This is a genomic window from Candidatus Krumholzibacteriia bacterium, from assembly GCA_029865265.1.
Lineage (GTDB): Bacteria > Krumholzibacteriota > Krumholzibacteriia > WVZY01 > JAKEHA01 > JAKEHA01.
On sequence record JAOUHG010000031.1, the window covers coordinates 1 to 23,062 of the forward strand.

Below are 23,062 nucleotides of genomic sequence, written 5' to 3' on the forward strand. Positions count from 1 at the left end.
CGACTCGAATAGTGATTCCGTCGATGATCTCGCGAAGAGCAGCGCTCGTTGAAGTTGCCTCCACCACACATTCGCCAGCAAGTGTTGTCAGTACAATCGAGCGCGGGGCCACGTCCGTGTTGTCCTGATAAGCCAGATCGCGCCATCGCTTAAGCAGCTGCACAGCGCGCTGGAGTGAGCTCTTCTCCGCCACCGATTCCTGATCAGGTACGGGTTCAACGCGAGCGAGCTTGATTCTCTCGGCCTGTCCTTCAAACCACCGCGCGTATCCCCTCGGGTCGCTCGGCAACCACATGCTCAGATCTCCGTCTGGTATGCGCACGCGCGTTCCAGAAGCTTGGCCGTCGGGGCGCGCGGGGAGAATGTCCAGGTGGAACTCATGCGCATACGTTAGCCGCACGCATCGACGCTTGCGCTCGATCATGTTGTGATACGTGCCGTGATCGCGGAGACGCCGCTCGACCATGTCGAGAACTGAGAGTGGTGCAATGTTCGCTTCACCCAGCTGCAGCTCGCACACGAGATCGAGATCGAATTCGTCCTCCTTGAGCGGCTTGACCGTTGTGCCGATGCGAAACGAACCCTGTGGGTAGATCACTGGTTTCCATGAGCGCAGGAGACTCCCTTCCGCATCCAGCCAGTGGCCTACGGCGACATAGTGCTCTTCTGCGCGATCGTACTCGGAGGTTGGCAGCTGCAGTTCCTCGCAGATTATTGAGAGAAGAGCATCGAGGTTCTCGGTTCGGGTGTTGTACATATACTTACTTCCTTTGTCCTTGTGGCTTGAGCCACTTAGTTCGCTTCCGCAGAAACAGGCATGACCGAGTAGAAGATGCGGCGCGCGCCTCTTCCCCCCGACGTCGTCGGATCCTCAACGACTAGGCCGGCATCGGCCAGAGTCTTGAGGCGATTCGCGGCTGCGTTAAGCTCAATGTCGCCCAGCATCTTCGCAACCTCGTTGGATGTCGTCCGTCCCATCCTATTGATATGGTCCAATGTTTGGGCGAGCGGCGGGCTGATTCTTCCGAGCACAGTCACGGAGCCATCTGCTCGTCGTTCCAGGCAGTGGAGTCCCCGCAACGCGAGCACCGCCTGGACATTCTCCCGAACCGCGTCACTAAGGTTCGTCAGCACGAATCTGCGGGTGCCCAATTCGCCCGAGATGACCCGTCTGACCAGAACGGTGAGGAACTCGTCGGCTGCCGAGAAGTCCAAAAACTCAATTTCCTGAAAGTCGATCACCATGACTTCGTCGGGTGTCCGCGACACGAGCGCAGCCAGCACGTCCTCGCGGAGGCCACCCCCTCGCTCCCGCCCCCCAATAAAACCTTTGGGAACATGATAGTTAGATACTTTTCGCTGAAATGTCATAAGTTTCACTGCTTACAGTGTAAGTATAGCCAAGCTAAGAATGGGCGTCAAGCCCCTACTGAAAGAAGGAGATGGCGACCTGGGTCCCGGGGAATGCATCGCCCGTAAATGGGTGGACCTTGGCTGCCCGGAGATATAGCCGAGTGCGGCCCGTTCTGATCTGGAGCGTGCCTTTGAAATCAAGGCACACTTTGCGAACGAAAGTTAGCCCGAGACCTCGGTTCGCAAAGCGAGAGAATTCCGGTCGCATCGCGTTAACGATCACCTCTGTGTCCTCCCAGTTCGCCGCCTGGGGGAACCGTTCGGCAAGGCTGTTTCGTAAACCGATCCCCGAATCCGCAACACTCAAGTAAACGAACCTTCCCTGCGCAGAGCGGTAGGTTTGCGCGGCCACGTATCCAATGCCAGCGCTATGATCGACGATGTTTTGGGCAAGCTCCGAAATGACGCCCGCGAACGCCTGCACGTCTTTTTCTTTGTATTTGAGTTGATTGCGCAGAATAGCTGTGACGCGGTCGTGGATTTCGCGCCGAATTCCCTCCACGTCAGCCGACTTCTCAATCTTGGTCAGCTCGAGGAGCACGTCGGATGAACCAGCGTGTTTCGGCCCATCAGCGTTTCGGCACTCGGCCATATCCTTGAGCACTGTATCGACGCCCATGTAACACAGATAGCCCGCCGCCTGATCAGATGTCGGGAAAAGCACAACCGGCGACCATCCCCGTTCTCGCAGCACTCTCACCGCAAGCGCCACACCCGTCATCCCTGCTGGGTTCACGAACGTGTGGGTGGAAAGATCGATGAGAAATTTTTCGCTGCAAATTGAAGCGCCTGCCGCCATCACGGCTGCGAACAGGCCGTCAACCTGTGGTGTGTCCAGTTTGGTGCCTTGGAGTTCTATTCGATGAGTTTCATCGTTCATGGAGTTCACCCATCCATTTACGCAGAAGTTGAGGATATCGTCCAGACCTACACCTTTCGACATGCGATTTGTGGGAATTGATACATTCACCCGCAAGGCTTCCGTACCCAGCCATAAGGAGCACTTATTGGCGGTTGATCACACCGTATCAGTGAAGCTCCAAGAAACGGCCGAGTCGGTCGTATAGTGATTTCGTCGGATGGTGTGTTCCGTTCTCCTAATCTCGTACTGCTGTTTCCCAGACGCCGAGGTGTTTGGCCAGGCGCTTCCATGACAGACCTCTGCTCTCTGCGGGCCGCCTTGAGGCGCTCCCGGAGGGTGTCGCCGACCGGCGGGAGCGGGTTGTAGTCCAGGAATCGGATGATCCCCGGCAGGTACCGGACCACTGGCTGGGTTTTTCCCTTCTCCCAATTCGCGACCGTCGCTTTGTCGACACCCATCTGGACGGCCACATCCTTCTGTAGGAGTCCCAGATCCATCCGTCGCTTCTTCACGTGTTGTCCAAACGACTTGGGCTGGTCCGGATAGTCCTCCGGCCTGGGTTTTCGTGCCTTCAGCCGCAAATGGCAAAAGGGCAACGCAGTGGCAGGGTTGCGTTGCCGCGCAGATCTGCAACTGTTCCCGAATCCTGGCGCAATTTCTCCGTGATCTGACTGGCGCGGGGGGTTCGTAGGAGATACGTTCACGGGGATTGTTACTTCAGCTGGAGGCCGCCAATGTCGCGCAGGACCGTTCGAGCATTGCCCACCGTTGCCGCAATTGCCCTGTCCGCAGTCGTTTACGACGCGGGGGCGCAGACTTGGACCGACATTACCCCCGTGGGCACCGCGCCCACGGGCCGTCGCCAGGCGTCGGCCATTCTCGACCCGGTCGACCATCGCATGGTGATCTTCGGCGGCACCACCGGCACCACCAGCAACGAGGTGTGGGCCTTCGACCTCGACACCAACACCTGGGAGAACCTCACTCCGGCCGCGGGCCCCCCCGCACCGACGGCGCGCATCACGCCGGCGAGCGTCTACGACCCCTACGGCCACCAGATGATCATGTGGTCGGGGCAGGGTCAGGGCGGCACGTTCTTCAACGACGTGTGGTCGTTCGATCTCACCGACAACACGTGGTCGCAGTACGCGCCCGCCGGAGGGCCGCCCGCGATACGTTACGGCGTGGGCTACACGTGGGATCCGAAAGCGCGCGACCTGGTGACGTTCGCGGGCTTCACCTTTCAGGGGCGCTTCGACGACGTGTGGCGCTTCAACGACCAGGCCGTCACCTGGACGGACGTCTCGCCCGGCAGCGGTCCCATCGAACGCTGCCTGCACGCGGCGTGCTACGACGCCGTCAATCACCGCATGATCATGTACGGCGGCCAGAACGGCGGTCCGCTGGGTGACATCTGGGCGCTGGATCTCGACACCGACACGTGGACGGAACTCACCCCGGCGAGCAACCCGCCCGGCCGCTACTTCGCCACGCTCGTCTACGACGCCGGCAATCATCGTGCGACCATCTTCGGCGGGCAGACACCATCGAACGCGAACGACGCATGGGTGTTCGATCTGTGGACCGGTCTGTGGACACAACTCGCGCCGGCGGGCACGCCGCCCAGCGCGCGCTACGGATCGGCCGGTATCTATGACGGCGCCAACGATCGCATGGTCGTGTTCGGCGGCTTCGACGTGGCCTATCGCAACGACGTGTGGTCGCTCGACAACCTCTCCAGCACATCGACCGGTGTGCGCCCCGCGGCGGTGAACGCGGCCACGCTGCACCCCAACCATCCCAATCCCTTCAACCCCGCCACCGCCATCCGCTTCGAGTTGGCATCACGCGGCACCGCAACGCTGCGCATCTACGATGCGCGCGGTCGCGCCGTGCGCACCCTCTTCTCCGGCGTCGCCGATGCGGGTGTCACTGCGCTCACCTGGAATGGCCGCGACGACGACGGCCGCGCGGTGGGGTCCGGCGTGTACTTCTATCGCCTGGAAACCGCTTCCGGGGCACAAGCACGGAAGATGGTCCTGATCAAGTAGCCCCGCGCCTTTTTGCGCGCCCGCCGGGTCGTTCCCCCCATGGGCCGGGGCACAACAGGGAACAACGCACCCCCGCGCGATGACACAATCCCCTCCGCTCCGGGGCACGGGCATTGCAGTTCTTGCCAGTGCGACGTGCACTCAACTACTTTCGCGCCGTTCCAGGGAACTATGAGAACGACACTGCACATCATTCTGGGCGTGCTGTTGTGGGTGGTATTCATCTACTACTGGCACCTGGTCATGAATCAACCCGTCACCGACGAGACCAAGCGGGCGCTCTCGGTGGTGGGAATCATCGTGGCGTCCATAACCGTGTTCGACTTCTTCTGGATCCTGTACAACGTGCGGCTCGGACGCCGCACCCGGCGCGTGACCCGGCCGGTCGAGATTCCCGCGCCGTCGTTGGATTTTCTGGGGCGGACCTTTGTGGCCCACAACGACGCCGAGCTGCGGGCCGCGCGCTACATCGAGGTGCATGTGATCCAGGTGGAAGACGACAAGTCCGCGGCCGGCCACAAGATGTTCCGCGTGACCGGCGAGGTACCCGAGGCCTGATGATCGACATCATCGGCATCCTGGAAGCGATCGAGCGCAACTTCGTCTACCTGGCGGCGCTCTCGTTCTTCGCGTGGTATCCGCTGGTGTCGAGCGGCGTGCTGGTGCTGGTGTCGATGCTGTACTACACCCGCCGCGAGCGCAGCTCCAAAAAGATCCGGCCGTTCCTCGACGCCGAGTACACCCCCTCGGCGTCGGTGGTGATTGCCGCCTTCAACGAGAGCGAGCACATCCAGGCCACCCTGGACGGTATTCTCGCCATCGACTATCCCGACTTCGAAGTCATCGTCATCGACGACGGCAGCAGCGACGGAACCACCGCGCGCATCCTGCCCTACGTGCGCGACGGCCGCGTGCGCCTGGTGCGCAAACTGGGCAACGAGGGCAAGGCCATGGCGCTCAACGACGGCCTGCGCTGCGCGTCCGGCGAGATCATTCTCATCATGGACGCGGATGCGATCCCCGACCCCGGCATCCTGCGCTTCGTGACACCCCACTTCAAGCAGCCGCGCGTGGGTGCCGTCACCGGTAACCCGCGCGTGTTCAATCGCGATACGCTTCTGGCCAAGCTGCAGGCAATCGAGTTCACAGCCATCATCTCGCTGCAGCGGCGCGCGCAGCGCGTGTGGGGACGCATCCTCACCATGAGCGGTGTGGTGGGCGCCTTCCACCGCAGCGCGTTGTTCGACGCCGGGCTCTACAGCCCCGACATGGCCACCGAAGACATCGATCTCTCCTGGAAGCTGCAACTGCGCTCGTGGGAGATCCGCTACGAGCCCCGCGCGGTGGTGTGGATGCGCGTGCCGTCCACCATGCGCGGACTGTGGCGCCAGCGTCTGCGCTGGGCGCGCGGTCTCGCCCAGGTGCTGCGCCGCCACGGCGCCTCCGCCATGACGTGGAGACGCCGGCGCCTGTGGCCGTTGGTGATCGAGTCCTGGCTCTCCATCACCTGGGCGTACTGCTTTGTGGTGCTGACCTCGCTGTGGATTTTCTGCTACGCCATCGGTTACCCGCCGGTGGGTGCTTCGCCGATTCCCAACTGGTGGGGTATGTTGATTGGCACCATGTGCCTCATTCAGTTGCTCACCGGTGTGCTGCTCGACCGGCGTTACGACCGGCGCATTCCATTCTATTACTTCACCGCCGTGTTCTACCCGCTGATGTACTGGATCATCATGGCCATCGTCACCTCCATCGCCACGCCGGGCGCCATGCTGGGCATGCGCAAGGCGGAGCCGGTGCGCTGGAAGCCGGTGAGGGGCGAATGATGATGCGCCGCGCGCTCTTCATCATATTCGTCCTCGTGTCGGCGGCGTCCGCGGCCGTGGCCGCGCCCGCGGACACAACGGGCGTGCCCATACCGGACCCGGTGCTGGCGGAGAATCTCCCCGCCGCGCTCACCACGCTGGACCGCGCGCGTGTGGCCGCCTACAACGACCGCCACCAGGAGGCCATTCGCTACTACCGGCGCACCATCGAGCTGTATCCCCCGCTGGAAGAAGAGCTGGCGGTGGAGCTGGGTCACCAGTACATGTGGGCGGACCAGCCCGACTCCTCGATGATCTGGTTTGAGAAGCAGCTCGAATACGACCCGGAGAACATCGAGGCGCGCAACGGTGTGGCACGGCTCACCAGCTGGAAGGACGACCACGGGCGGGCGGAGGCGATGTACAACGGCGTGCTCGAGGACGATCCCGACAACATCGACGCGCTGCTGGGGCGCGCGCAGGTGGTCAACTGGTCGGGGCGCAACCGCGAGGCCACCTGGCTCTACAGCGACATCCTGAAACGCTTCCCCGGCAACGCGGACGCGCGCGAGGGGCTGGCGCAGGCCTACTACTGGGGCGGGCGTCCCGACTGGGCGCGCGAGGTCATGGCCGAGGGCGGGATGACTTCCGGGCTTGCGTCCATCCAGCGCGACATCGAGCGCGATCGCGCGCCCGGTATCACTTATGCGTTCGATCGCAACAAGGACAGCGACGACATCGAGCGGCGCACCCACTCGTTCCGGGTGAGCACCGGCATTGCGGACGCGACGCGCATCTTCGGCGACTACGGCCACGCGAAGTACACCCAGCCCGGGCTGCCCGACGTGTCGCGCAACTGGCTGGCGGCCGGGCTGCAGAGCCGCTTCAACGAGTACGTGGGGCTCACCGCGGCGGCCGGCTACCAGTGGAACGCGTACGACCGCAGCGCGCTGGGGCCGGAGACGTACTGGCAGGACGAGTTCAACCTGTTCACCTTCGACGGCTACGCCACTTTCCTCCCCCACGACTGGACGCGAATCGACGTGGGGCTCTTCCACGGGTCGCTGCAGAACCCCGAGGCCATCTACCGCGGCATCTCGCTCACCGAGCTGTCGGCCGGGCTGGATTTGCGCTTCGCCACCAACGCGGTGTGGATCACCAACTTCGAGACCGGGTGGTACAGCGACGTCAACAACCGCCTCGGCGCCGGCACGCGCCTCGCCTGGCAGCCCTTCTGGCGGCTGCCCGGTTTCAACAACCGGTTCACCTCCACCACCGGGTTTGCCATCTTCGGTTTCAGCGAAACCAAGGACAACGGTTATTACGACCCCCGGCAGTACCTGAGCCTGTACGAGGACCTCGCGCTGGAGATGCGCTTTTCCGCGCGGGTTCGCGCCACCGTTTCCGGCCGCATCGCGCTGGAACGGGAGGACAGCGGCGACTGGTTTACCGCGGGATCGGGCAGTGCCTCGGTCTCGTGGGCGGTGTGGCGCGGTCTCGGCGTGACGGTGGGGGGCTACGCGTCTCAATCACGGCTCTCCACGCGCGAGGGCTACCAGGCCAACGGCTTCTACGTGACGGTGGATTATCTCCACTGGAAATAGCACCATGTCTCACATGACACGCCGCGACGCCTACATCGCCTTCCTTATAACCGTGGTGGTGGCGGTGGCGTTTGCACTCACCGTGGGCCGCATGGTGGTGACGGGCCGCAACGCGGGTTCACAGCTGCGTTCCGACCGCGCCCGCGATACCGTGTCGGTGGACGCCCGCGTTGAGCACGTTCCGGTGCTGTGCTATCACTACATCCGCGGCAAGTCCGACCCCATCCGCCTCGCGCGCGTATTCGGCTACGTGGTGCTGAGCCTGCCGCTGCTGGACAACTCGGAGCTGTGGACCACCAGCGCCGGCGGCTTTGAGCGGCAGATGGAGTATCTCTCCCGCCGCGGCTACAACACCATCACCCTGGACGAACTGAACGAGTGGCAGATCGGCCTGCGCGACCTGCCCCCGCGGCCGGTGGTCATCACCTTCGACGACGCCGACGAGAGCGTGTACGACTACGCTTACCCCGTGCTCAAGCGCCTCGGGTTGCGCGCAACCGTCTTCGTGGTGACGGGCCACGTGGGAAAGCGCTGGGGCGAGGTGCGCGTGCTCGACTGGGCCCGCCTGCGCGAGATGCAGGCGAGCGGCGTGTTTGACATTCAGTCGCACACGCACGACCTGCACTACAAGATCAACGACGGCGGCGACGCCGAGCCGGTGTTCCTGGCTGCCACGCGGCCCGGCGAAACCGTCGATGGCGTGACCTCATGGGAGGAACTGGTGCGAACCGACCTCACTCGCTCGCGCGACGCCATTCGCCAGCACATCGGGCGCACCCCCGCCTACCTCGCCTGGCCGTACGGCTTCGGCAATCCGCGCGTGGACCGCGTGGCGCGCGAAGTTGGCTTTACGCGCACGTGCTCGCTGCGCCTGGGCACCAACACCCCCCTGCGCGCCACACCGGTGACCGCGGACACCGACGCGTTCGAGATTGCGCGCTACACCATCACCGCGCGCACATCCCTGCGTGTGTTCCGCGCCATGATTTCCGGGACGTACAGTCCCGACGTCTAGCCACTCGCGGGATCTCCCCAACTCCTCCCTTTCCGAATTGCATCTCGCACGGGCTGCGGGCGGCAGGTTTTTCCGCCTGATGCCCGGAATGGGCCCGTGCGCCGCGAAGTGGTGGTGGCACACAACTTGCGCTCGCCGCTTCGAACAAACCCGAATACATCGCTCGAAGGGGGAGTCCATGTCGTCGGTACGCAAAAGCATTCATCACGGGACGCACCTGAACTGGTTCGTCCTGGTCATGGTCTGCGCCATGGGCGCGACCGGTCTGTTCTTCTCGCTGCCTTCACTGTCCGCACAGTTCGATCCGCTCGACCTGCTGACCAACGCACAGATGGCGTTTCTGGTCATTTCCGCCAGCTCGGTGATAGTGGCCGGCGGACTGGTGCTGCAGCGCAGGGATCTCATGCGCCTGTGGGCGCTGTACGAAGCCGCCCAGCGCGAGATCGCCGAGCGCGCCGAAAAGGCGCGGGCACGCGACTACGCGCTGCTCAACGTGAGCAAAATGATGGTGGCGCAGAACGACGTCAACGCGGTCTTTACCTGCGTTACCGACACCTGCGTGGGCGTGTTTGCGTGCCACCAGGCCTCCCTCATGATCTTCGACAAGGACAGCAATTCGCTCGAGGTTCGCGCGGCCAGTGGCAAGATGGTCCCCGAGGGAATCATCGGTACCAGGCAGAAGCTGGGCGTGGGCATCGCCGGCTGGGTGGGCATGCGCCGCGAGCCGCTGCTGATTCTCCCCGGCGGCAAGCCGGCGGACAATCCGGGCATCGAGTTCAAGCAGAAGGATCTCACCGCCGCCATGGTGGTTCCGATAATCATGCGCGACGAACTGGTGGGCGTGATCAACGTGAGCTCGCGTAGCAAGCAGACCGTGTTCGACAACGAGGACATGCGCGCGCTGCAGGTGTTCGCGGAAAACGTGGGCGTCGCGGTGCGGCACACGGAGCAGGCCGCGTGGATGCGCGCCACCATCCAGCACCTTCAGGACCAGAAGGACCGTGCGGGCGTCTCCACCGTGATCCCGGCGGCGCAGTCGGCGACACCCAGCGAGATCAACGATCTGTAGGCACTTCAAGCGGCAAGAGGCATCGCTCCTCCGCTCATGATCCTCGCGCGAAACATTTGAAATCGCGCCGCCGTGCTGCTTCCCCCGATGTCGCGTGCGCCCCGCTCTTTCTACAGCAGGCTCTGGATGGCGCCGCCGTCTACCTGGATGGTGACGCCGGTCACATAGCTCGCGCGTTCCGAGCACAGGAACGCCACCACCGCCGCCAGCTCCTCCGGCCGCCCCAGCCGCTGCGCGGGGATCGTTCTCTCCCACTCCGCAAACACGCTCTCTGCCTCGACGCTTTTCGTTGCCGCGGTGTGCGCCGCGAGCTCGTCGAGACGTTCCGTCCTGGTGAAGCCCGGTGCCACGTTGTTCACCGTGATCCCCTGCGCGGCGAGTTCCAGCGAGATGGACTTGGAGAATCCCAGGATGCCGGGGCGCATGGTGTTGGAGACCAGCAGGTTCACGCGCGGCTGCTTGACCGTGGAGGAGAGGATGTTGACGATGCGGCCCCAGCCGTTGGCGCGCAGGTGCGGGACGGCGGCGCTCATGAGAGCCAGCGCGCTCATGAGGGTGGAGTCCACCCCGCGACGCACGTCGTCCAGGCTGACCTGGTCGAAGGAACCCGGTGTCGGGCCACCGGAATTGGTGACCAGGATATCCAGTTTACCGAACGCCGCGGCGGCCTCTTCGACGAACGCCGCGCACGCCTCTGCGTTCGACAGATCCACCGCGGACGCGAGCACCTTCGCACCCGGCACCGCGGCGGTAATGCGGCGTGCCGCGTCGTTGATGCGCCCCTCGTCGCGCGAGCAGATGGCCACCGACGCCCCCTCGCGCGCCAGCTCCAGCGCGCACGCGTATCCGAGCCCCTGGCTGGCCGCGGCGACCAGCGCCGCGCGCCCCCTGATGCCGAGTTCCATCGATTTCCTCCGTGGTTTCCGGCGGCCCCCACCCCGTGGACAGGCGCCCCGCCGTTCGGCTATAATAGATGGTCCCGGGCGCCCTGAAAAGGTGCCCGCGGCCGTTTCACAGCATCGACCTCACAGCCGCAGGAGTTGCACGCAATGAGCGTTATGAAGGACATGAGGAGCCGCTTTGGAATGTTCGGCGAGCTCTGGGCGTTCATGAAGGTCCGCAAGAAGTGGTGGCTCGGCCCGATCATGATCTTTCTCATGCTGCTCGGCGTCCTGATCGTCTTCACCGAAGGATCGGCGCTGGCCCCGTTCATCTACGCGCTGTTCTAGAGCGCGGGGCACACCAGCAGGAGTCGCAACGGGCGGTGGCTTTCGAGCCGCCGCCCGTTTTCGTTCCGCGTCCGCGCGTCTTTACATTCACTCCCACTGTGGGAGTACACACTTTTTTCACAAGCTTTCTGAGGAACCTCAGTGCCTTCCGCCTCTCTCGGTGCGGACATCTTCCAGGCTCAAACCCGTGGGGGTTCGGCCCGCAAAGTACAGCATCCCATCCCTGACTTCGAACATGCCGTTAATCCCCCATGGAACCACGAAGCCATCATCGACGCGTTGCAGGGCGACGCAGTAGTCCCTCCCCGTCGTGACCCGCGGCCGGGTACTGTCGTACCGCCACTCCGGCCAGTAGTCGCCGCTCGCGATCGCTGCGATCTGGATGGTTGAGTCCAGGGGCTCGCCACCAACGCTGCGCACCTCAGAAAGGTGCAATTCAATCAACGCGTACTCCGTCCCGTCAGGGGCCGTCGCGTACCGATGTTCCTCGCGGCGCAGGCACCCGGTTACCACAATTTCCGCTTCTCTCATGACGCGACGCGGATTCGCTGCGGCAAGACGCCCGCGAATCTCGCCGAGATCCTTCAAGTAGAGACCGTCGTTTTGTTGCTGCCAGCCGCTCCGGCCCTCAACAAAGCGTACGCGGTCATCACGCACCCGGTACATCCCCCCCCAACAACGAGCTTTCCCAAACCAGACCAACAACCATTCGCTGCCCCGTCCGATACACCGTACCCAGGGCTACACGGTCGCAACTCAGTAGCGAATCGAGTTCGCGTTCGGGATGGAACCGCGCGATGGGTGTTTGCGCGAGCAACACGAACAGAGAAAAGGCGAGTAGCCCCATCGCCCGCTCAGTACTCGATGCCCCGCTGGGCGTAGATGCCGCGCTGGAAGGGGTGCTTGATTTCGCGCATCTCGGTGACCAGGTCGGCGAATGCAATCAGGTCGGGGTGGGCATCGCGGCCGGTGAGAATGACGTGCATGTCCTTCGGCTTTTTGCGCAGCGCCGCGAGCACCGGTTCGATGTCGAGGTAGCCGTAGGCAATGGCGTTGTTGATCTCGTCGAACACCAGCAGGTCGTGCTGCTTGGCCGCGATGGCGTCGCGGCACGCCTCCCACGTCTTCCACGCCACCGCGGTGTCGCGCTCGCGGTTCTTCGTCTCCCAAGTGAAGCCCTCGCCCATCGGCACCATCTCGATGCCCAGCTTCTGCGCCGAGTGCAGCTCGCCGTAGTCCCACGACCCCTTGATGAACTGGATGATCTTCACCTTGAAGCCCACACCCACCGCGCGCATGGCCGTGCCCAGCGCCGCCGTGGTCTTGCCCTTGCCGTTGCCGGTGTGGACGATGACGAGTCCCACGCGGCGGCCTTTGGGGTTCTTTTTTTTGCTTGAGGACGCTTTGGATGGCATGGTGCGACCCGGGAAACGGCGGCGGATTCGGGTTGTAACGGCGGCGTGCGGGCTTTAAAATAGCATGCGTCCATCCTCGACGGCAAGCGCCGAGGGCCGCACTCCCCCCCCCCGGGGGTGAGAACCAACATATGCGCACGATCTATCTGGATAACAACGCCACCACGCCGGTGCTGCCCGAGGTGTTCGAGGCCATGCGGCCGTTCCTCACCGAGCACTACGGCAACCCGTCGAGCCCGCACTGCATGGGCGACAAACCGGCGTCGGCCGTTCGCGACGCGCGCGTCAAGGTGGCGTCGCTGCTCGGCGCCACCGACACCGAGATCGTGTTCACCAGTAGCGGCACCGAGTCCACCAACATCGGCATCCGTGGCGTGGTGGAGATGAACCGCAACAAGCGACACATCATTACGACCGCGGTGGAACATTCCGCGGTGCTCAACCCCGTCAAGCGCTACGGCGCGCTGGGCTTCGACGTCACCATCCTCCCGGTGGACCGTGCGGGACGGCTGGACCTGGACGCGCTGCGCAAGGCACTGCGCGACGACACCGCGCTCGTCGCCACCATGTTCGCCAACAACGAAACCGGCGTCATCTTCCCCATCGACCGCATCGTGGAGATTGCGCACGGGCGCGACGTTCCCGTGCTGGTGGATGCGGTACAGGGCGTGGGCAAGCTGCCCATCGACGTGAAGGCGCTGGGGGTGGACTTCCTGGCCCTCTCGGGGCACAAGTTTCACGGCCCCAAGGGCGTGGGCGCCGTGTACATCCGCAAGGGCACCCGGTGGGCGCCGGTATTCCTGGGCGGGAGCCAGGAGCGCGGCCGGCGGCCGGGTACGGAGAACGTGGCGGGTATCGCGGCGCTGGGCGTGGCCTGCGAGCACGCGGCGGGCAATCTGGTGCATTACCATACCGAGGTGCGCGCACTACGCGATCGCTTCGAGCACGAGTTGCTGGACCTCGTCCCCGACTCGTTCGTCAACGGCATCGCCTCGGAACGCCTGCCCAACACGTCCAACATCGGCTTTGCGGGCATCGACGGCAACGCCATGCTGGTGCTGCTGGACGAGGTGGGCATCTGCTGCTCCGCCGGTTCGGCGTGCAAATCGGGCGCCGGGCTTCCCTCCCATGTGCTGGGCGCCATGGGCCTCTCGCCGGAGGAGGCCGCTTCGTGCCTTCGTTTTTCAATGAGTTCGCTCACCACGTGCGAGGATATTGACGCCTGCATCCAGCACGTCCCCGCCATCGTCGAGCGCATGCGCCGCAATTTCATTTCTGCCTAATACCCCGTTCACACGGTCCGGATGGCCGGGCAACCGGTTACATGGCGCGGGATCAGCGGACGGCGAGGGCGGCGAGGGTCTTCTCCACGAGCGCTTCGAGCGGTTGGGTGGCATCGAGCAAGAGGCGGGCGTAGGCGCGGGTGGGATGGACGTGCCGGTCGTACATGGGGCGCACGCTGCGCTGGTAGTGCTGGCGCACGGCGTCCGCTTCCCGGCCACGCTCGGCGACGTCGCGCGCAACGCGCCGCGCGAGACACGCATCGTGCGCGAGGTTCAGGTAGACCGGCGTGGTGACCACGGCGCGCACATCGGACCAGTACAGCGCGAAGAGTCCTTCCACAATGACAAACGGTGCCGGATCGACCCGCCTGGTGTCGTCCAGGCGCGCGTGGGTGGCGTAATCGTAGACGGGCTGCCGGACCGGCTGGCCGGCCGCGAGCGCGGCCACCTGCCGTATCAACAGCGCGTGGTCCAGCGCGTCGGGCACGTCCACGTTGATCTGGTCGTCGGGGACGCCGCGCTGGTCCCGGTAGTAGGCATCCAGCGCCACCACCACCCCGCCACCCGGGACGCCGGCGGCCAGCAGCCGCGCCAGTGACGTCTTTCCGGACCCGGAGGGCCCGGCGATGGCGACGACATGGGGGACGGATGACCGGCTCATGGCGGAATCGTAGCACAGTGTGCTAGCATGGCTGGCTATGGCGACCCGAAGTTTCTCGGAGTCGGTCCGGGTCCGGTCCCCGGGCGTCTACGGGCGGATTGCGGGCACGAGCCGCAATGTCCGGGCAACGCTCCTCGGCATCGTGCTGGTCGTGGCGGCGCTGGTGTTTCTCAGCGTGGAGCGCGGCCAGCGGGTGGCGGAGTGGGCGCCGCTCGACGTGGTGTCCTCGCGCGACCCCCTGCAGGAACTCCCCATCCGCATCGCCGGCAAAGACGGCGTGGTGCGGCCGGCCCGCACCCACGACGCTGTGCTGGACATGAAGCGGATTCCCGCGCTGGTGGTGGGCGTCGACCTCGATCGTATCGCGCCGGCCCCCGGCGGCAACGCCGTGGTCATCCGCAACGACAAGGGCGACGAGCGCTTCCGGGACACGATTGATGCACACTACTTCGACGACGGCCGCTTCATGTTGAAGCTCTTTGCGGGGCAGTTTCCGCCCGGGGTCTACTGGCTCGAAATCGAAGCGCTCAGCGAGGGCGGCGATGCGCGCGTGGTCGCGGCTTCGTGGTTCGAAGTGCTTCGCTAAGCAGCGCCGCTTGCGCGGCGGATTTCATTCCACTCACACAATAGAAGATTGCGGGACATCATGAAGAAACTCTCCATCGGTCACAGCCCGGACGCGGACGACGCGTTCATGTTCTACGGACTGGCCTCCGGGCGCGTGAAGGTCGAGGGCTACGCCGTCGACCACGTGCTCGAGGACATCGAGACCCTCAACCGCCGGGCGCGTGGCGCCGAGCTGGACGTCACCGCGATATCCGCGGCCGCGTACCCCACGGTGGCATCGCTCTACCGCATCATGTCCTGCGGCGCATCGGTGGGCCGCCGCTACGGTCCGGTGGTGCTGGCGCGCAAGTCGCTCACCATGCCGGACCTCAAGGGCCTGCGCGTGGCCGTCCCGGGCGAGCACACCACCGCGTACCTGCTGTTCCGCCTGTACATGCCCGCACCGTTCGAACCGGTGATCATGGACTTCGAGGCCATCATGGATGCGATCGCGTCGGGCAGTGTCGACGCGGGTGTCGTCATCCACGAGGGGCAGCTCACCTGGCCCGAGAGCGGGCTGCACAAGATTGCGGATCTCGGCGACCTGTGGATGGAAGACACCGGCCTTCCCATTCCGCTGGGACTCGACGTGATCCGCCGCGGCCTCGGTGACGCAACCATGAACTCGGTGGCGCGCGGCCTCAAGGAGAGCATCGTGCTCGCGCGCACCCACGAAGACGACGCGGTCGACTACGCCATGCAGTTCGGCCGCGGCGTCGACCGCGAGACCTGCCGCGCGTTCGTGCGCATGTACGTCAACGAAGACACGGTCGACATGGGCGACGACGGACGCCGCGCCCTGGAGACCCTCTTCACCCGGGCGGTCGGGGCGGGAATCCTCGATCGCACCCCCGATCTCGATATCCTCTGGGTCTGATTTAACTTCCTGCCACTAAATAGGTTGCCGTTTTTTGTCCCGGCAACCCCCTTGACGACATGATATCATCTTGATATGCTAATCATAGCTTTTCCGTGAAGGAGGAAATTCCATGGTTACGCGGGAAAAAGAAGTTCATCCCCTGAGTGGCTGGTTGATGCTTCCGGTGCTTCTCATTGCAGGCATTGCACTGGGCTTCTGGTTCAAAGAGATCGTCACGATGGGGGCAACCCCGTCCTTCATCATCACGTGGTCGCTGGCGGTCATGGTGTGGAGCGTCCTGTTGACGGGCTTCTTCACGCTGCAGCCCAATGTGGCGGTGGTGCTGGTCCTGTTCGGCAAGTACGCAGGATCGGCGAAGACCAGCGGCTTCCACTGGGCCAACCCGTTCTACAAGAAGGAGAAGGTGTCGCTGCGCCTGCGCAACCTCAACGCGGAGAAGGTGAAGGTAAACGACGCGCGCGGTAACCCCATCGAGATCGCATCGGTCATCGTGTGGCGCGTGATCGACACCGCACAGGCGGTGTTCGACGTGGATGAGTTCACCCACTACGTCACCGTGCAGAGCGAGTCGGCCATCCGCCACCTGGCCAGCGAGTATCCTTACGACACCACCGAGGACGGGCAGTTGTCGTTGCGCGGCAGCATGGACGAGGTGTCCGAGTCGCTCACCCGGCAGTTGCAGGAGCGCGTCGGCCTGGCCGGCGTGAGGGTGGACGAGGCGCGCCTGAGCCACCTGGCCTACGCACCGGAGATTGCCTCCGCGATGCTGCAGCGCCAGCAGGCCGACGCCATCGTGTCCGCGCGCACGCGCATCGTGGACGGCGCGGTGGGCATGGTGGAGATGGCGCTCGAGCGCCTCGACGAGCACAAGATGATCAACCTGGACGACGAAAAGCGCGCGGCCATGGTGAGCAATCTGCTGGTGGTGCTGTGCGGCGACCGCGCGGCGCAGCCGGTGGTAAACACGGGAACACTGTACCAGTAGGAATGTGAGACGGAATGTCCGGACGGAAATCGTACCTGCTCAGACTGCCGGAGGAGCTGCTCGACGAGCTAAACCGCTGGGCCAAGGACGATCTGCGCAGCCTGAACGGACAGATCGAGTACATCCTGCGCGAGGCGCTGCGCAAACGGCGCGGCAAGCCGATGGCGCCGGAGCCACCGGACGACTCAAAGCCGGCGTAGTAACACGAAGGGCGGAGAGTCGCAAGACCCTCCGCCCTTCTTCGTGTCGCATGGGGCGCGCGATACCGCTCCTCCGCGCGTTACTTCAGCAGCACCATTTTGCGGCTCAGCGCCCGGTCGGATGTCTCCAGCCGGTAGAAGTAGACGCCCGTTGCCACCGCCGCGCCGCGCGCGTCGCGCCCGTCCCACGTTTCCGTGTAACTTCCGCGGTCGCGGTCGCCGTTGACCAGCTCGCGCACCAGCGCACCCGATACGTCGTAGATCGCCAGGCGCACGCGTCCGCTTGCCTTCACCGAGAACCCGATGGTGGTCTGCGGGTTGAACGGGTTGGGATAGTTCTGTGACAGCGTCGTCTGATACGACGGTCCCGCCCCCGTTGCACCACCCACCGTGTTACCGAGCCACGTAATGATGTCGTGCAGGTGATCGGCGCGATCGCTGACACCGTTCAAATCATCGTCGGCAACGTACTCGAAGCCGAAGCCCGACATCAGCACGCCCACGGTGGCGGTGTTGCCGTTGACCCGCGCGTTGGACAGCACGCCACCGTTGGTTCCGGCCGGTGCGCCGTACGCGATCTCCATGGCACTCGAGCCCGACGGCTCGAGCACGTCGAAGTCGTTGAGCAGCGGGCACCCGCCCTGCACCGTGAACGTCGGGTCGCTGGTGAAGCACAGTCCGGTCGACGTGCCGGTGGGCGAGATGCCAAACGACGGTCGGTGGTCGTTCGATGTCAACACGAACGGCATGTTGGTGGTCCGGAACGCAATCGCCGAAGCGCCCGCGTATCCGTTCAGCGCGTCCGCCAGGTCGTCGCCGCACAGGTAGACGCCGCCGTCCTCCGCGAGGCCGTCCAGGAACGCGTTGAGCAGGCCGTAGTCGTCGGTCTTCTCGGGGTTGCCACCGCCGTCACCCAGTGTCACCGATACGTTGCCGGTATCCCACAGGATCTTGCGGTACGGTCCAACGAGCTGGGTGGAAACATTGGCCACACGACCGGCGGGGCGATTGCCCAACTTGGACGATGGCGCACGCACGTCGTATCGGTCCACCTTGCCGTCGATCCCCAGCGCCGCAAAGGCGAGGTCGAAGGCCGGCTGCGCGCCACGGCCGTCCATGCCGTCCACGTAGAGAATGTCGCCGCCGCGGTTGTAGCCCCCGGCGGGCAGGCAGGTGAACTCACCCGGGTTGGACGCCGCTTCTTCGCGGTCGTCTGTCTGGAGCATGAGATCACTTCCAAACGCACACGTCTCAATACCGTTCGTGTTCTTTGCGGCATAGAAGAAACAAATGGTGTCCCCGGGCGTGAAGAGATCGTCGTTGAGGTCGAGGCAGTAGTCCGGTCCCACGTTCCCGCGCCAGCGGAGGCTGTCGAGCCGGAGACACGTCCACTCCACACCGGCTGCATCCGTCCATGCGCCCACCACCGGCCAGCGCACCGGGTTGTCGGTGAGGCCCGCCCCCGACTTTCCGGTCTGTCCCTGCGGCCATACCGACACGTAGGCGTATACCGCCGCGCCGCCATAGGTAGGATCAGTGGCGAGGCCCGCGGTCCGGTCCTCGACCCGGACCACACTGGAATCGCCGGGCAGGATGCCAGGATTGGAATTTGGCAGGAGGTCGTACGCGATGTCGGCGCGCACCGTGCCGGTGAGCGTGCCGTCGGTGGCGAAGTTGTCCTGGAACTGGTATCGGTCAAGCACGCTCCAGGCCGGTCCCTCATGAGCAACACGGTAGACCTTCACGTTGTCGAAGAGCGGCGCGTGGTTGTGGCACGCTCCAGTGCCCACCTGGCCGCACCAGAACTCGCACCCGTCCCACACCCACAGGCCCACGGTGAAGTGCGTGGCGGTGGCCTGGTTGAGGAGGTCGCCCACCGGCTGGATCATCCGGAGCCAGTCCTTCTGGGCGCCATAATAGACCGACGTCCGGTTCTGCCAGTTCTCCGGGCACCCGGTGGTGACATTGCGTACTTCCCAGTTATAGAACACGAGGTTGTCGAGCGGCATGTCGCGGTACACGTCGAACTCAAGATTGATTTCGTTGCCGCTCCCGATCAGCGGGATGTCGGGAGAGATGATGAAGTTGTTGATGAACTGGCCGCGACTGTTGCCCTTCGGAACCGCGAGTTGCTCGGGATGGGTCAGGCCGCAGTTGTACCGCTCGGTTGAGCCGACGAAGAACGCCCACATGCACGAGAGGTCCGTGACACACGGGTCCTCCTGGAGGGTGGATGCGCCCAGTACCAGGGAGGCCGTGGTGCCATAACCCGGCTTGCCGTACGCTACCCAGTCCTGGGTTTCGCTGGCACCGACGTCTTCGTCCTCGAAGTCCTCCAGCGCGAGGCCCTCGACCGCGAGGCTGTCGATGTGCACCGCACCGTTGGTGGGCCAGAGGCCATCCTCGTCCGACCATGCCCCGTCGGACGTGAAATGGAAGCGGAACTTGATGGGTCCCGTGGTTCCGATGTCGAAGTCGCCGTCGATGGGAACCGGGTCATAATAGGTGGTGGTGGAGAGCTGCGTCCATCCATCCGCGCCGGTGCAATCGAGCGTGTACTCCGTGAACGTGAAGTCATAGCCCGGCTCGGACTCCGCGCGAATGATCAGGTTGACGTTGAGAATTCCGTCACCGGAAACCGGGATGCAGTTCTTGGTGGCAAACGACTGATCCCATCCGTTGCCGTAGCCTGGAAGCGTCCTGTAGTTGCACAACGGGCCAACGGTCTGCGGTCGCGCCCCGCACCACATGGACTTTGCGCCCCTGAGTGGGAACATCTCCGCGGGATTCAACCCCGCATAGTCATCCACGTGGAAAAACACGCCGGGTTGCGCCGTGTTGTCCACACTGGTCCAGCCCATGTCGTTGCAGCTGGCGCCAATGTCAAAAGAGACGGAGTAGAGAACCGTGGTGGTGGCCGCCGCACTGGAGAACAGCGCGCCGGAATCAAGCATCCGGGATGCGGGGCGGCTGAATTCTTCGACCGGTGTGGGTTCGGGACTGCGGAGCCCCTCGCGGGCGGGGGCGGAACTCGCGGCCAGGATACCCGCGCACAGGATGGCGGGAAGGAACCATGCTGCCCTTGCCATGGCATTACCTCCGGAGTGGAGGGTGAACTGCGGTCGGCAATTCAGATTGACTGGACGGTGAGAATTATACACCCGTTGCCCCGGGGTGAACACCCCCCCCGGGGCGGGTCAGCGCGCAGCGCGCGCGGCGTTCATTGCGGCGCGCACCCGGCGCGACGCTGCTTCCACGTGTTCCAGGCTGAAGCCCGGTGGAAACACGTCGCCCCCCACACCCACCATGACCGCTCCCGCGGCGAGGTAGTCGGCTACGGTATCGGGAGTTATGCCGTTGGTGGGCACCAGCGGGATATCGGGCAGCGGTCCGCGCACCGCGCGGATGTAGGCCGGTCCACCGAGCGCCGCGGCGGGAAACACCTTCACCAGGCGTGCGCCGCCGCGGTGCGCGGCGAGAATTTCGGTGGGCGTCGAGGTGCCCGGAATCGCCAGCAGCCCCAGGCGGTGCGCTTCGTCCACCACGTCCGGATCGAATACCGGCGACATGGCAAAACGCCCGCCCGCATCGGCCACGCGGCGCGCGTCGTCGGGCGTCAGCACGGTGCCGCCGCCGGGGATGGCGCCGGCTTCCTTTGCCATGGCCTCGATGGCGCGCAACGCACCGGGCGTCGTGAGTGTGATCTCCAGCACCGACAGCCCGCCGCGCACCGCGGCGCGGCAGGCGTCGACCAGCGGCGCGCCAGCCCCGAGACGAACGCACAGAAACACGCCGTCCGCGAGAACGTCGCGCAGCGTGAGCTCAACTGCATCGGGGGCGGTGTGTGTGTGCATGAAACTCCTAGTTGCCGGCCTGCTTCTCGGCCGTTTTCTTGAGCTTGTCGTTGGCGTAGATGGCCACTTCCACGCGGCGGTTCTGCGCGCGGCCGTCCGCGGTTTCGTTGCTCGCGATGGGCTGATCCTCGCCGTAACCCATGATGGTGAAGCGCGGCTCCATCACCTTCTGCCCGGCGAGGTAGTTGGCAACCGACTGAGCACGGCGCTTGGAAAGATCCAGATTGTGTTCATTGGTGCCGGTGGCGTCGGTGTGGCCCTCGAGCAGAATGTTCGTATCCGGGTACTTGTTGAGAATCACCGCCAGATTGGTCAGGTTATCCCGGCTGGCCTGCTTGAGATCCGACTTGTCCACGTCGAACAAGAGCCCGGAGTCGAACGTGATCTTGATACCCTCGCCGATGCGCTCCACTCTTGCGCCCTCGAGATCCTTCTCCATCTCGGCGGCCTGCTTGTCCATGTAGTTGCCGATGTAGGCGCCGGCCGCACCGCCCACCGCGGCGCCGATGATGGCACCCACGGCGGTGTTGCCCGACTGATGGCCAATGGCGCCGCCGATGGCCGCGCCCGCGGCCGCGCCGCCAATGGCGCCCTTCTGGGTGTTGCTCATGGACGAACAACCCAGCGCAATGGTCACGACGACTGCAATGCCACATTTGACGAGCGTCTTCATATGTCCTCCAGGTGAGTGAGATTCAGCAGACGGGGCACCGCAAGCCTAGCACTCGCCGGCGTGGACTGGCAACCGGCGATCAGAACCAGAAGTGGAGTTGCAGGAAGAAGTCGGCACCGCTCCCGGTGGACGTCGCCACCTGCAGGGCGCGAACGCGGCCGTCCAGGGTGAACCCGGGGTAGGGGGTGATCTGCGCGCCAAACTGGTAGCGCGTCGATTCGTCGTCGGCCACTTCGCGATCCGGATCGGCCCAGTCGCACGCCACCAGCAGGTTCAGCCCGTTGGCCACCAGCCAGTCCACCTCGCCGTACCACACCCAGCTCTTTGCCTCCAGGCCGCTGGCGCGCTGGTACGTGCCGAAGTCGAGTTCGGTCTGCAGGGTGATGGGAACCGCGCGGGAGTAGAACCACGGGTTGAACACCGCGTATCCACCGTAGGTGTCGGTGTCACCGCCCTCATCGAGCGGACGGCGCCGGGCCAGCAGGCTCGCCCCCACCGACCACCCCAGCTCGCGGAAGCCCGCGTTGATGGCATAGCCGGTTCCCTCGTCGAGGTCGAAGATATCCCACGCATCCGGCACCGTATACTTGCTGTTCATGCCAAAGTATGACGCCTGCAGAAACGGGTAGTTGGGGGAAAGGCCTACTTCGACACCCGTCACGCGCGATTCCGGCAGCGACCCGTCCAGTTCGAACTCGCGGCGGATGCGGTTGGTGTGGTCGTCGAGCCTGAGTCCGTACGACGGCACAAAGCGCCCTGCCTTCACATACGATTGATAGGGCCACTCGCTCGTCATCACGAACAACTCGCGGAAGTAAGGCGTGTGTGAATCGTCGATGGTATCCGAGTACCCGCTTACGCGGCCGCGTGCGCCGACGTTCATCAGGATGGTGGCGTGGTGGACGGGATGCACCGTGGTTCCCACATCCACCTGCATCGGAAACACCAGCGACGACTGCGAGAAGAGCATCCCCATGCGGAAGTCGCCGCCGATGCGCAGCACGGGATCCGCGCGCAGGTCGCCGTAGCGGCCCTGGAAGGGCCCGTAGCGCGTCTCGCCCGGCGGCGCGAACCAGGCCCAGCGGTCGGAGACCGAATCCATGTACGCAGGCGCGTCCGCCATGGTGGACGGGCCGTAGGGAATGTTGCTGTTGTAACTCGTCGCCTTGTCGCGGCGTCCGAACAGGTTGCGATCCCAGTCGGACGTGGGGCGCGGACTGGTGGCGATGGCGGGTATGGTGGCGCGCCCGTAGAAGCGCCCCGACACGGTGCGCATGCCGCCGCCGGACGGGTCGGTATGGCAGCCCTGGCAGGAAAGGGTGCACTTGCGGCTGGCAAGCGCCGGGTTTTCCCACTTGTTGGGGGAAACGTGGCAGTTGTCGCAGGTGCGGCCCGCGCGCGCGGCGTACTGTGGCGTTGCATCCACGCGTGCGACGAACATTCCAATGAAAACAACC

Annotated in this window: 23 protein-coding genes; 12 read left to right on the forward strand and 11 right to left on the reverse strand. The window is 64.5% G+C overall.

The annotated features are described in order from the left end of the window. From OEX18_12195 to OEX18_12205, 3 genes are all read right to left on the reverse strand, one after another. Window positions 1–757, reverse strand: a 757-nt coding sequence (locus tag OEX18_12195) for a nucleotidyltransferase (protein ID MDH4338024.1), incomplete at its 3' end; no start/stop codon positions are given. A gap of 35 nt (window positions 758–792) precedes the next feature. Beyond that, window positions 793–1,284, reverse strand: a complete 492-nt coding sequence (locus OEX18_12200; protein MDH4338025.1) for a hypothetical protein — start codon at window positions 1,282–1,284, stop codon at window positions 793–795. A 142-nt stretch (window positions 1,285–1,426) separates the two neighbouring features. Beyond that, a complete protein-coding gene (locus OEX18_12205; GenBank protein ID MDH4338026.1) occupies window positions 1,427–2,293 on the reverse strand; it encodes an ATP-binding protein in 867 nt (288 codons plus the stop codon). A 716-nt stretch (window positions 2,294–3,009) separates the two neighbouring features. Between OEX18_12205 and OEX18_12210 the strand changes: the two genes are divergently transcribed. From OEX18_12210 to OEX18_12235, 6 genes are all read left to right on the forward strand, one after another. Beyond that, window positions 3,010–4,326 carry a T9SS type A sorting domain-containing protein gene (locus OEX18_12210; GenBank protein MDH4338027.1) on the forward strand — a complete coding sequence of 439 codons (1,317 nt, stop codon included), beginning with the start codon at window positions 3,010–3,012 and terminating at the stop codon, window positions 4,324–4,326. Window positions 4,327–4,497: 171 nt separating this feature from the next. Continuing rightward, window positions 4,498–4,884, forward strand: coding sequence for a hypothetical protein (locus tag OEX18_12215; GenBank protein ID MDH4338028.1), 387 nt, complete (start codon window positions 4,498–4,500; stop codon window positions 4,882–4,884). Beyond that, window positions 4,884–6,152 carry a glycosyltransferase gene (locus OEX18_12220; protein MDH4338029.1) on the forward strand — a complete coding sequence of 423 codons (1,269 nt, stop codon included), beginning with the start codon at window positions 4,884–4,886 and terminating at the stop codon, window positions 6,150–6,152. The genes OEX18_12215 and OEX18_12220 overlap by 1 nt, the downstream gene beginning before the upstream one ends. Continuing rightward, window positions 6,149–7,735, forward strand: coding sequence for a hypothetical protein (locus OEX18_12225; protein ID MDH4338030.1), 1,587 nt, complete (start codon window positions 6,149–6,151; stop codon window positions 7,733–7,735). Before OEX18_12220 ends, OEX18_12225 begins: the two co-directional genes overlap by 4 nt. A 4-nt stretch (window positions 7,736–7,739) precedes the next feature. Continuing rightward, entirely contained in the window at window positions 7,740–8,750 is a 1,011-nt protein-coding gene (locus tag OEX18_12230) for a polysaccharide deacetylase family protein (protein MDH4338031.1), read from the forward strand. Window positions 8,751–8,928: 178 nt separating this feature from the next. Then, window positions 8,929–9,819 (forward strand): GAF domain-containing protein, encoded by an 891-nt coding sequence (locus OEX18_12235; GenBank protein ID MDH4338032.1) that lies wholly within the window; start codon window positions 8,929–8,931, stop codon window positions 9,817–9,819. Window positions 9,820–9,929: 110 nt separating this feature from the next. On the opposite strand, the gene OEX18_12240 is transcribed toward OEX18_12235, so the two are convergent. Beyond that, the gene (locus OEX18_12240; protein MDH4338033.1) at window positions 9,930–10,724 is read right to left on the reverse strand and encodes an SDR family oxidoreductase; all 795 of its coding nucleotides are present in this window, start codon (window positions 10,722–10,724) and stop codon (window positions 9,930–9,932) included. 144 nt (window positions 10,725–10,868) lie between these two features. Here OEX18_12240 and OEX18_12245 point away from each other — a divergent pair, with 144 nt between their 5' ends. Then, the gene (locus OEX18_12245) at window positions 10,869–11,048 is read left to right on the forward strand and encodes a DUF5989 family protein (GenBank protein MDH4338034.1); all 180 of its coding nucleotides are present in this window, start codon (window positions 10,869–10,871) and stop codon (window positions 11,046–11,048) included. Window positions 11,049–11,186: 138 nt separating this feature from the next. On the opposite strand, the gene OEX18_12250 is transcribed toward OEX18_12245, so the two are convergent. Next, complete coding sequence (locus OEX18_12250) at window positions 11,187–11,705, reverse strand: hypothetical protein (protein ID MDH4338035.1); 519 nt, start codon at window positions 11,703–11,705, stop codon at window positions 11,187–11,189. A gap of 197 nt (window positions 11,706–11,902) precedes the next feature. Then, a complete protein-coding gene (gene cobO / locus OEX18_12255) occupies window positions 11,903–12,463 on the reverse strand; it encodes a cob(I)yrinic acid a,c-diamide adenosyltransferase (protein ID MDH4338036.1) in 561 nt (186 codons plus the stop codon). 131 nt (window positions 12,464–12,594) lie between these two features. Between cobO and OEX18_12260 the strand changes: the two genes are divergently transcribed. After that, window positions 12,595–13,746 (forward strand): aminotransferase class V-fold PLP-dependent enzyme, encoded by a 1,152-nt coding sequence (locus OEX18_12260; GenBank protein MDH4338037.1) that lies wholly within the window; start codon window positions 12,595–12,597, stop codon window positions 13,744–13,746. A gap of 52 nt (window positions 13,747–13,798) precedes the next feature. On the opposite strand, the gene OEX18_12265 is transcribed toward OEX18_12260, so the two are convergent. After that, the gene (locus OEX18_12265; protein MDH4338038.1) at window positions 13,799–14,407 is read right to left on the reverse strand and encodes a uridine kinase; all 609 of its coding nucleotides are present in this window, start codon (window positions 14,405–14,407) and stop codon (window positions 13,799–13,801) included. Window positions 14,408–14,444: 37 nt separating this feature from the next. On the opposite strand from OEX18_12265, the gene OEX18_12270 reads away from it, so the two are divergent. The 4 genes from OEX18_12270 (at window position 14,445) to OEX18_12285 (ending at window position 17,078) form a co-directional block, all read left to right on the forward strand. After that, window positions 14,445–14,993 (forward strand): hypothetical protein, encoded by a 549-nt coding sequence (locus OEX18_12270; protein MDH4338039.1) that lies wholly within the window; start codon window positions 14,445–14,447, stop codon window positions 14,991–14,993. Between the two features lie 60 nt (window positions 14,994–15,053). Continuing rightward, on the forward strand, window positions 15,054–15,890 hold the full coding sequence (locus OEX18_12275) for an ABC transporter substrate-binding protein (GenBank protein MDH4338040.1): 837 nt from the start codon (window positions 15,054–15,056) through the stop codon (window positions 15,888–15,890). A gap of 112 nt (window positions 15,891–16,002) precedes the next feature. Next, complete coding sequence (locus tag OEX18_12280) at window positions 16,003–16,878, forward strand: SPFH domain-containing protein (GenBank protein MDH4338041.1); 876 nt, start codon at window positions 16,003–16,005, stop codon at window positions 16,876–16,878. Between the two features lie 14 nt (window positions 16,879–16,892). After that, a complete protein-coding gene (locus OEX18_12285; protein ID MDH4338042.1) occupies window positions 16,893–17,078 on the forward strand; it encodes an Arc family DNA-binding protein in 186 nt (61 codons plus the stop codon). A gap of 80 nt (window positions 17,079–17,158) precedes the next feature. Here the strand turns inward: OEX18_12285 and OEX18_12290 are convergent, their stop codons facing one another. The 4 genes from OEX18_12290 to OEX18_12305 form a co-directional block, all read right to left on the reverse strand. Beyond that, the gene (locus OEX18_12290; GenBank protein MDH4338043.1) at window positions 17,159–20,167 is read right to left on the reverse strand and encodes a T9SS type A sorting domain-containing protein; all 3,009 of its coding nucleotides are present in this window, start codon (window positions 20,165–20,167) and stop codon (window positions 17,159–17,161) included. Window positions 20,168–20,275: 108 nt separating this feature from the next. After that, entirely contained in the window at window positions 20,276–20,932 is a 657-nt protein-coding gene (locus tag OEX18_12295; protein MDH4338044.1) for a bifunctional 4-hydroxy-2-oxoglutarate aldolase/2-dehydro-3-deoxy-phosphogluconate aldolase, read from the reverse strand. Between the two features lie 7 nt (window positions 20,933–20,939). Next, on the reverse strand, window positions 20,940–21,605 hold the full coding sequence (locus OEX18_12300; GenBank protein ID MDH4338045.1) for an OmpA family protein: 666 nt from the start codon (window positions 21,603–21,605) through the stop codon (window positions 20,940–20,942). A 79-nt stretch (window positions 21,606–21,684) separates the two neighbouring features. Then, window positions 21,685–23,046: a hypothetical protein gene (locus OEX18_12305; GenBank protein MDH4338046.1), complete on the reverse strand. Its 1,362-nt coding sequence runs from the start codon at window positions 23,044–23,046 to the stop codon at window positions 21,685–21,687. Window positions 23,047–23,062: the final 16 nt, after the last annotated feature.

What these genes read in the sequence shown, in the direction of transcription:
- OEX18_12300 (MDH4338045.1), bottom strand. Translation starts at nt 21,605, where the DNA reads ATGAAGACGCTCGTCAAATGTGGCATTGCAGTCGTCGTGACCATTGCG.
- OEX18_12205 (MDH4338026.1), bottom strand. Translation starts at nt 2,293, where the DNA reads ATGAACGATGAAACTCATCGAATAGAACTCCAAGGCACCAAACTGGAC.
- OEX18_12225 (MDH4338030.1), top strand. Translation starts at nt 6,149, where the DNA reads ATGATGATGCGCCGCGCGCTCTTCATCATATTCGTCCTCGTGTCGGCG.
- OEX18_12215 (MDH4338028.1), top strand. Translation starts at nt 4,498, where the DNA reads ATGAGAACGACACTGCACATCATTCTGGGCGTGCTGTTGTGGGTGGTA.
- OEX18_12245 (MDH4338034.1), top strand. Translation starts at nt 10,869, where the DNA reads ATGAGCGTTATGAAGGACATGAGGAGCCGCTTTGGAATGTTCGGCGAG.
- OEX18_12220 (MDH4338029.1), top strand. Translation starts at nt 4,884, where the DNA reads ATGATCGACATCATCGGCATCCTGGAAGCGATCGAGCGCAACTTCGTC.
- OEX18_12305 (MDH4338046.1), bottom strand. Translation starts at nt 23,046, where the DNA reads ATGTTCGTCGCACGCGTGGATGCAACGCCACAGTACGCCGCGCGCGCG.
- cobO (MDH4338036.1), bottom strand. Translation starts at nt 12,463, where the DNA reads ATGCCATCCAAAGCGTCCTCAAGCAAAAAAAAGAACCCCAAAGGCCGC.
- OEX18_12280 (MDH4338041.1), top strand. Translation starts at nt 16,003, where the DNA reads ATGGTTACGCGGGAAAAAGAAGTTCATCCCCTGAGTGGCTGGTTGATG.
- OEX18_12275 (MDH4338040.1), top strand. Translation starts at nt 15,054, where the DNA reads ATGAAGAAACTCTCCATCGGTCACAGCCCGGACGCGGACGACGCGTTC.
- OEX18_12265 (MDH4338038.1), bottom strand. Translation starts at nt 14,407, where the DNA reads ATGAGCCGGTCATCCGTCCCCCATGTCGTCGCCATCGCCGGGCCCTCC.
- OEX18_12270 (MDH4338039.1), top strand. Translation starts at nt 14,445, where the DNA reads ATGGCGACCCGAAGTTTCTCGGAGTCGGTCCGGGTCCGGTCCCCGGGC.
- OEX18_12230 (MDH4338031.1), top strand. Translation starts at nt 7,740, where the DNA reads ATGTCTCACATGACACGCCGCGACGCCTACATCGCCTTCCTTATAACC.
- OEX18_12210 (MDH4338027.1), top strand. Translation starts at nt 3,010, where the DNA reads ATGTCGCGCAGGACCGTTCGAGCATTGCCCACCGTTGCCGCAATTGCC.
- OEX18_12295 (MDH4338044.1), bottom strand. Translation starts at nt 20,932, where the DNA reads ATGCACACACACACCGCCCCCGATGCAGTTGAGCTCACGCTGCGCGAC.
- OEX18_12285 (MDH4338042.1), top strand. Translation starts at nt 16,893, where the DNA reads ATGTCCGGACGGAAATCGTACCTGCTCAGACTGCCGGAGGAGCTGCTC.
- OEX18_12240 (MDH4338033.1), bottom strand. Translation starts at nt 10,724, where the DNA reads ATGGAACTCGGCATCAGGGGGCGCGCGGCGCTGGTCGCCGCGGCCAGC.
- OEX18_12235 (MDH4338032.1), top strand. Translation starts at nt 8,929, where the DNA reads ATGTCGTCGGTACGCAAAAGCATTCATCACGGGACGCACCTGAACTGG.
- OEX18_12260 (MDH4338037.1), top strand. Translation starts at nt 12,595, where the DNA reads ATGCGCACGATCTATCTGGATAACAACGCCACCACGCCGGTGCTGCCC.
- OEX18_12290 (MDH4338043.1), bottom strand. Translation starts at nt 20,167, where the DNA reads ATGGCAAGGGCAGCATGGTTCCTTCCCGCCATCCTGTGCGCGGGTATC.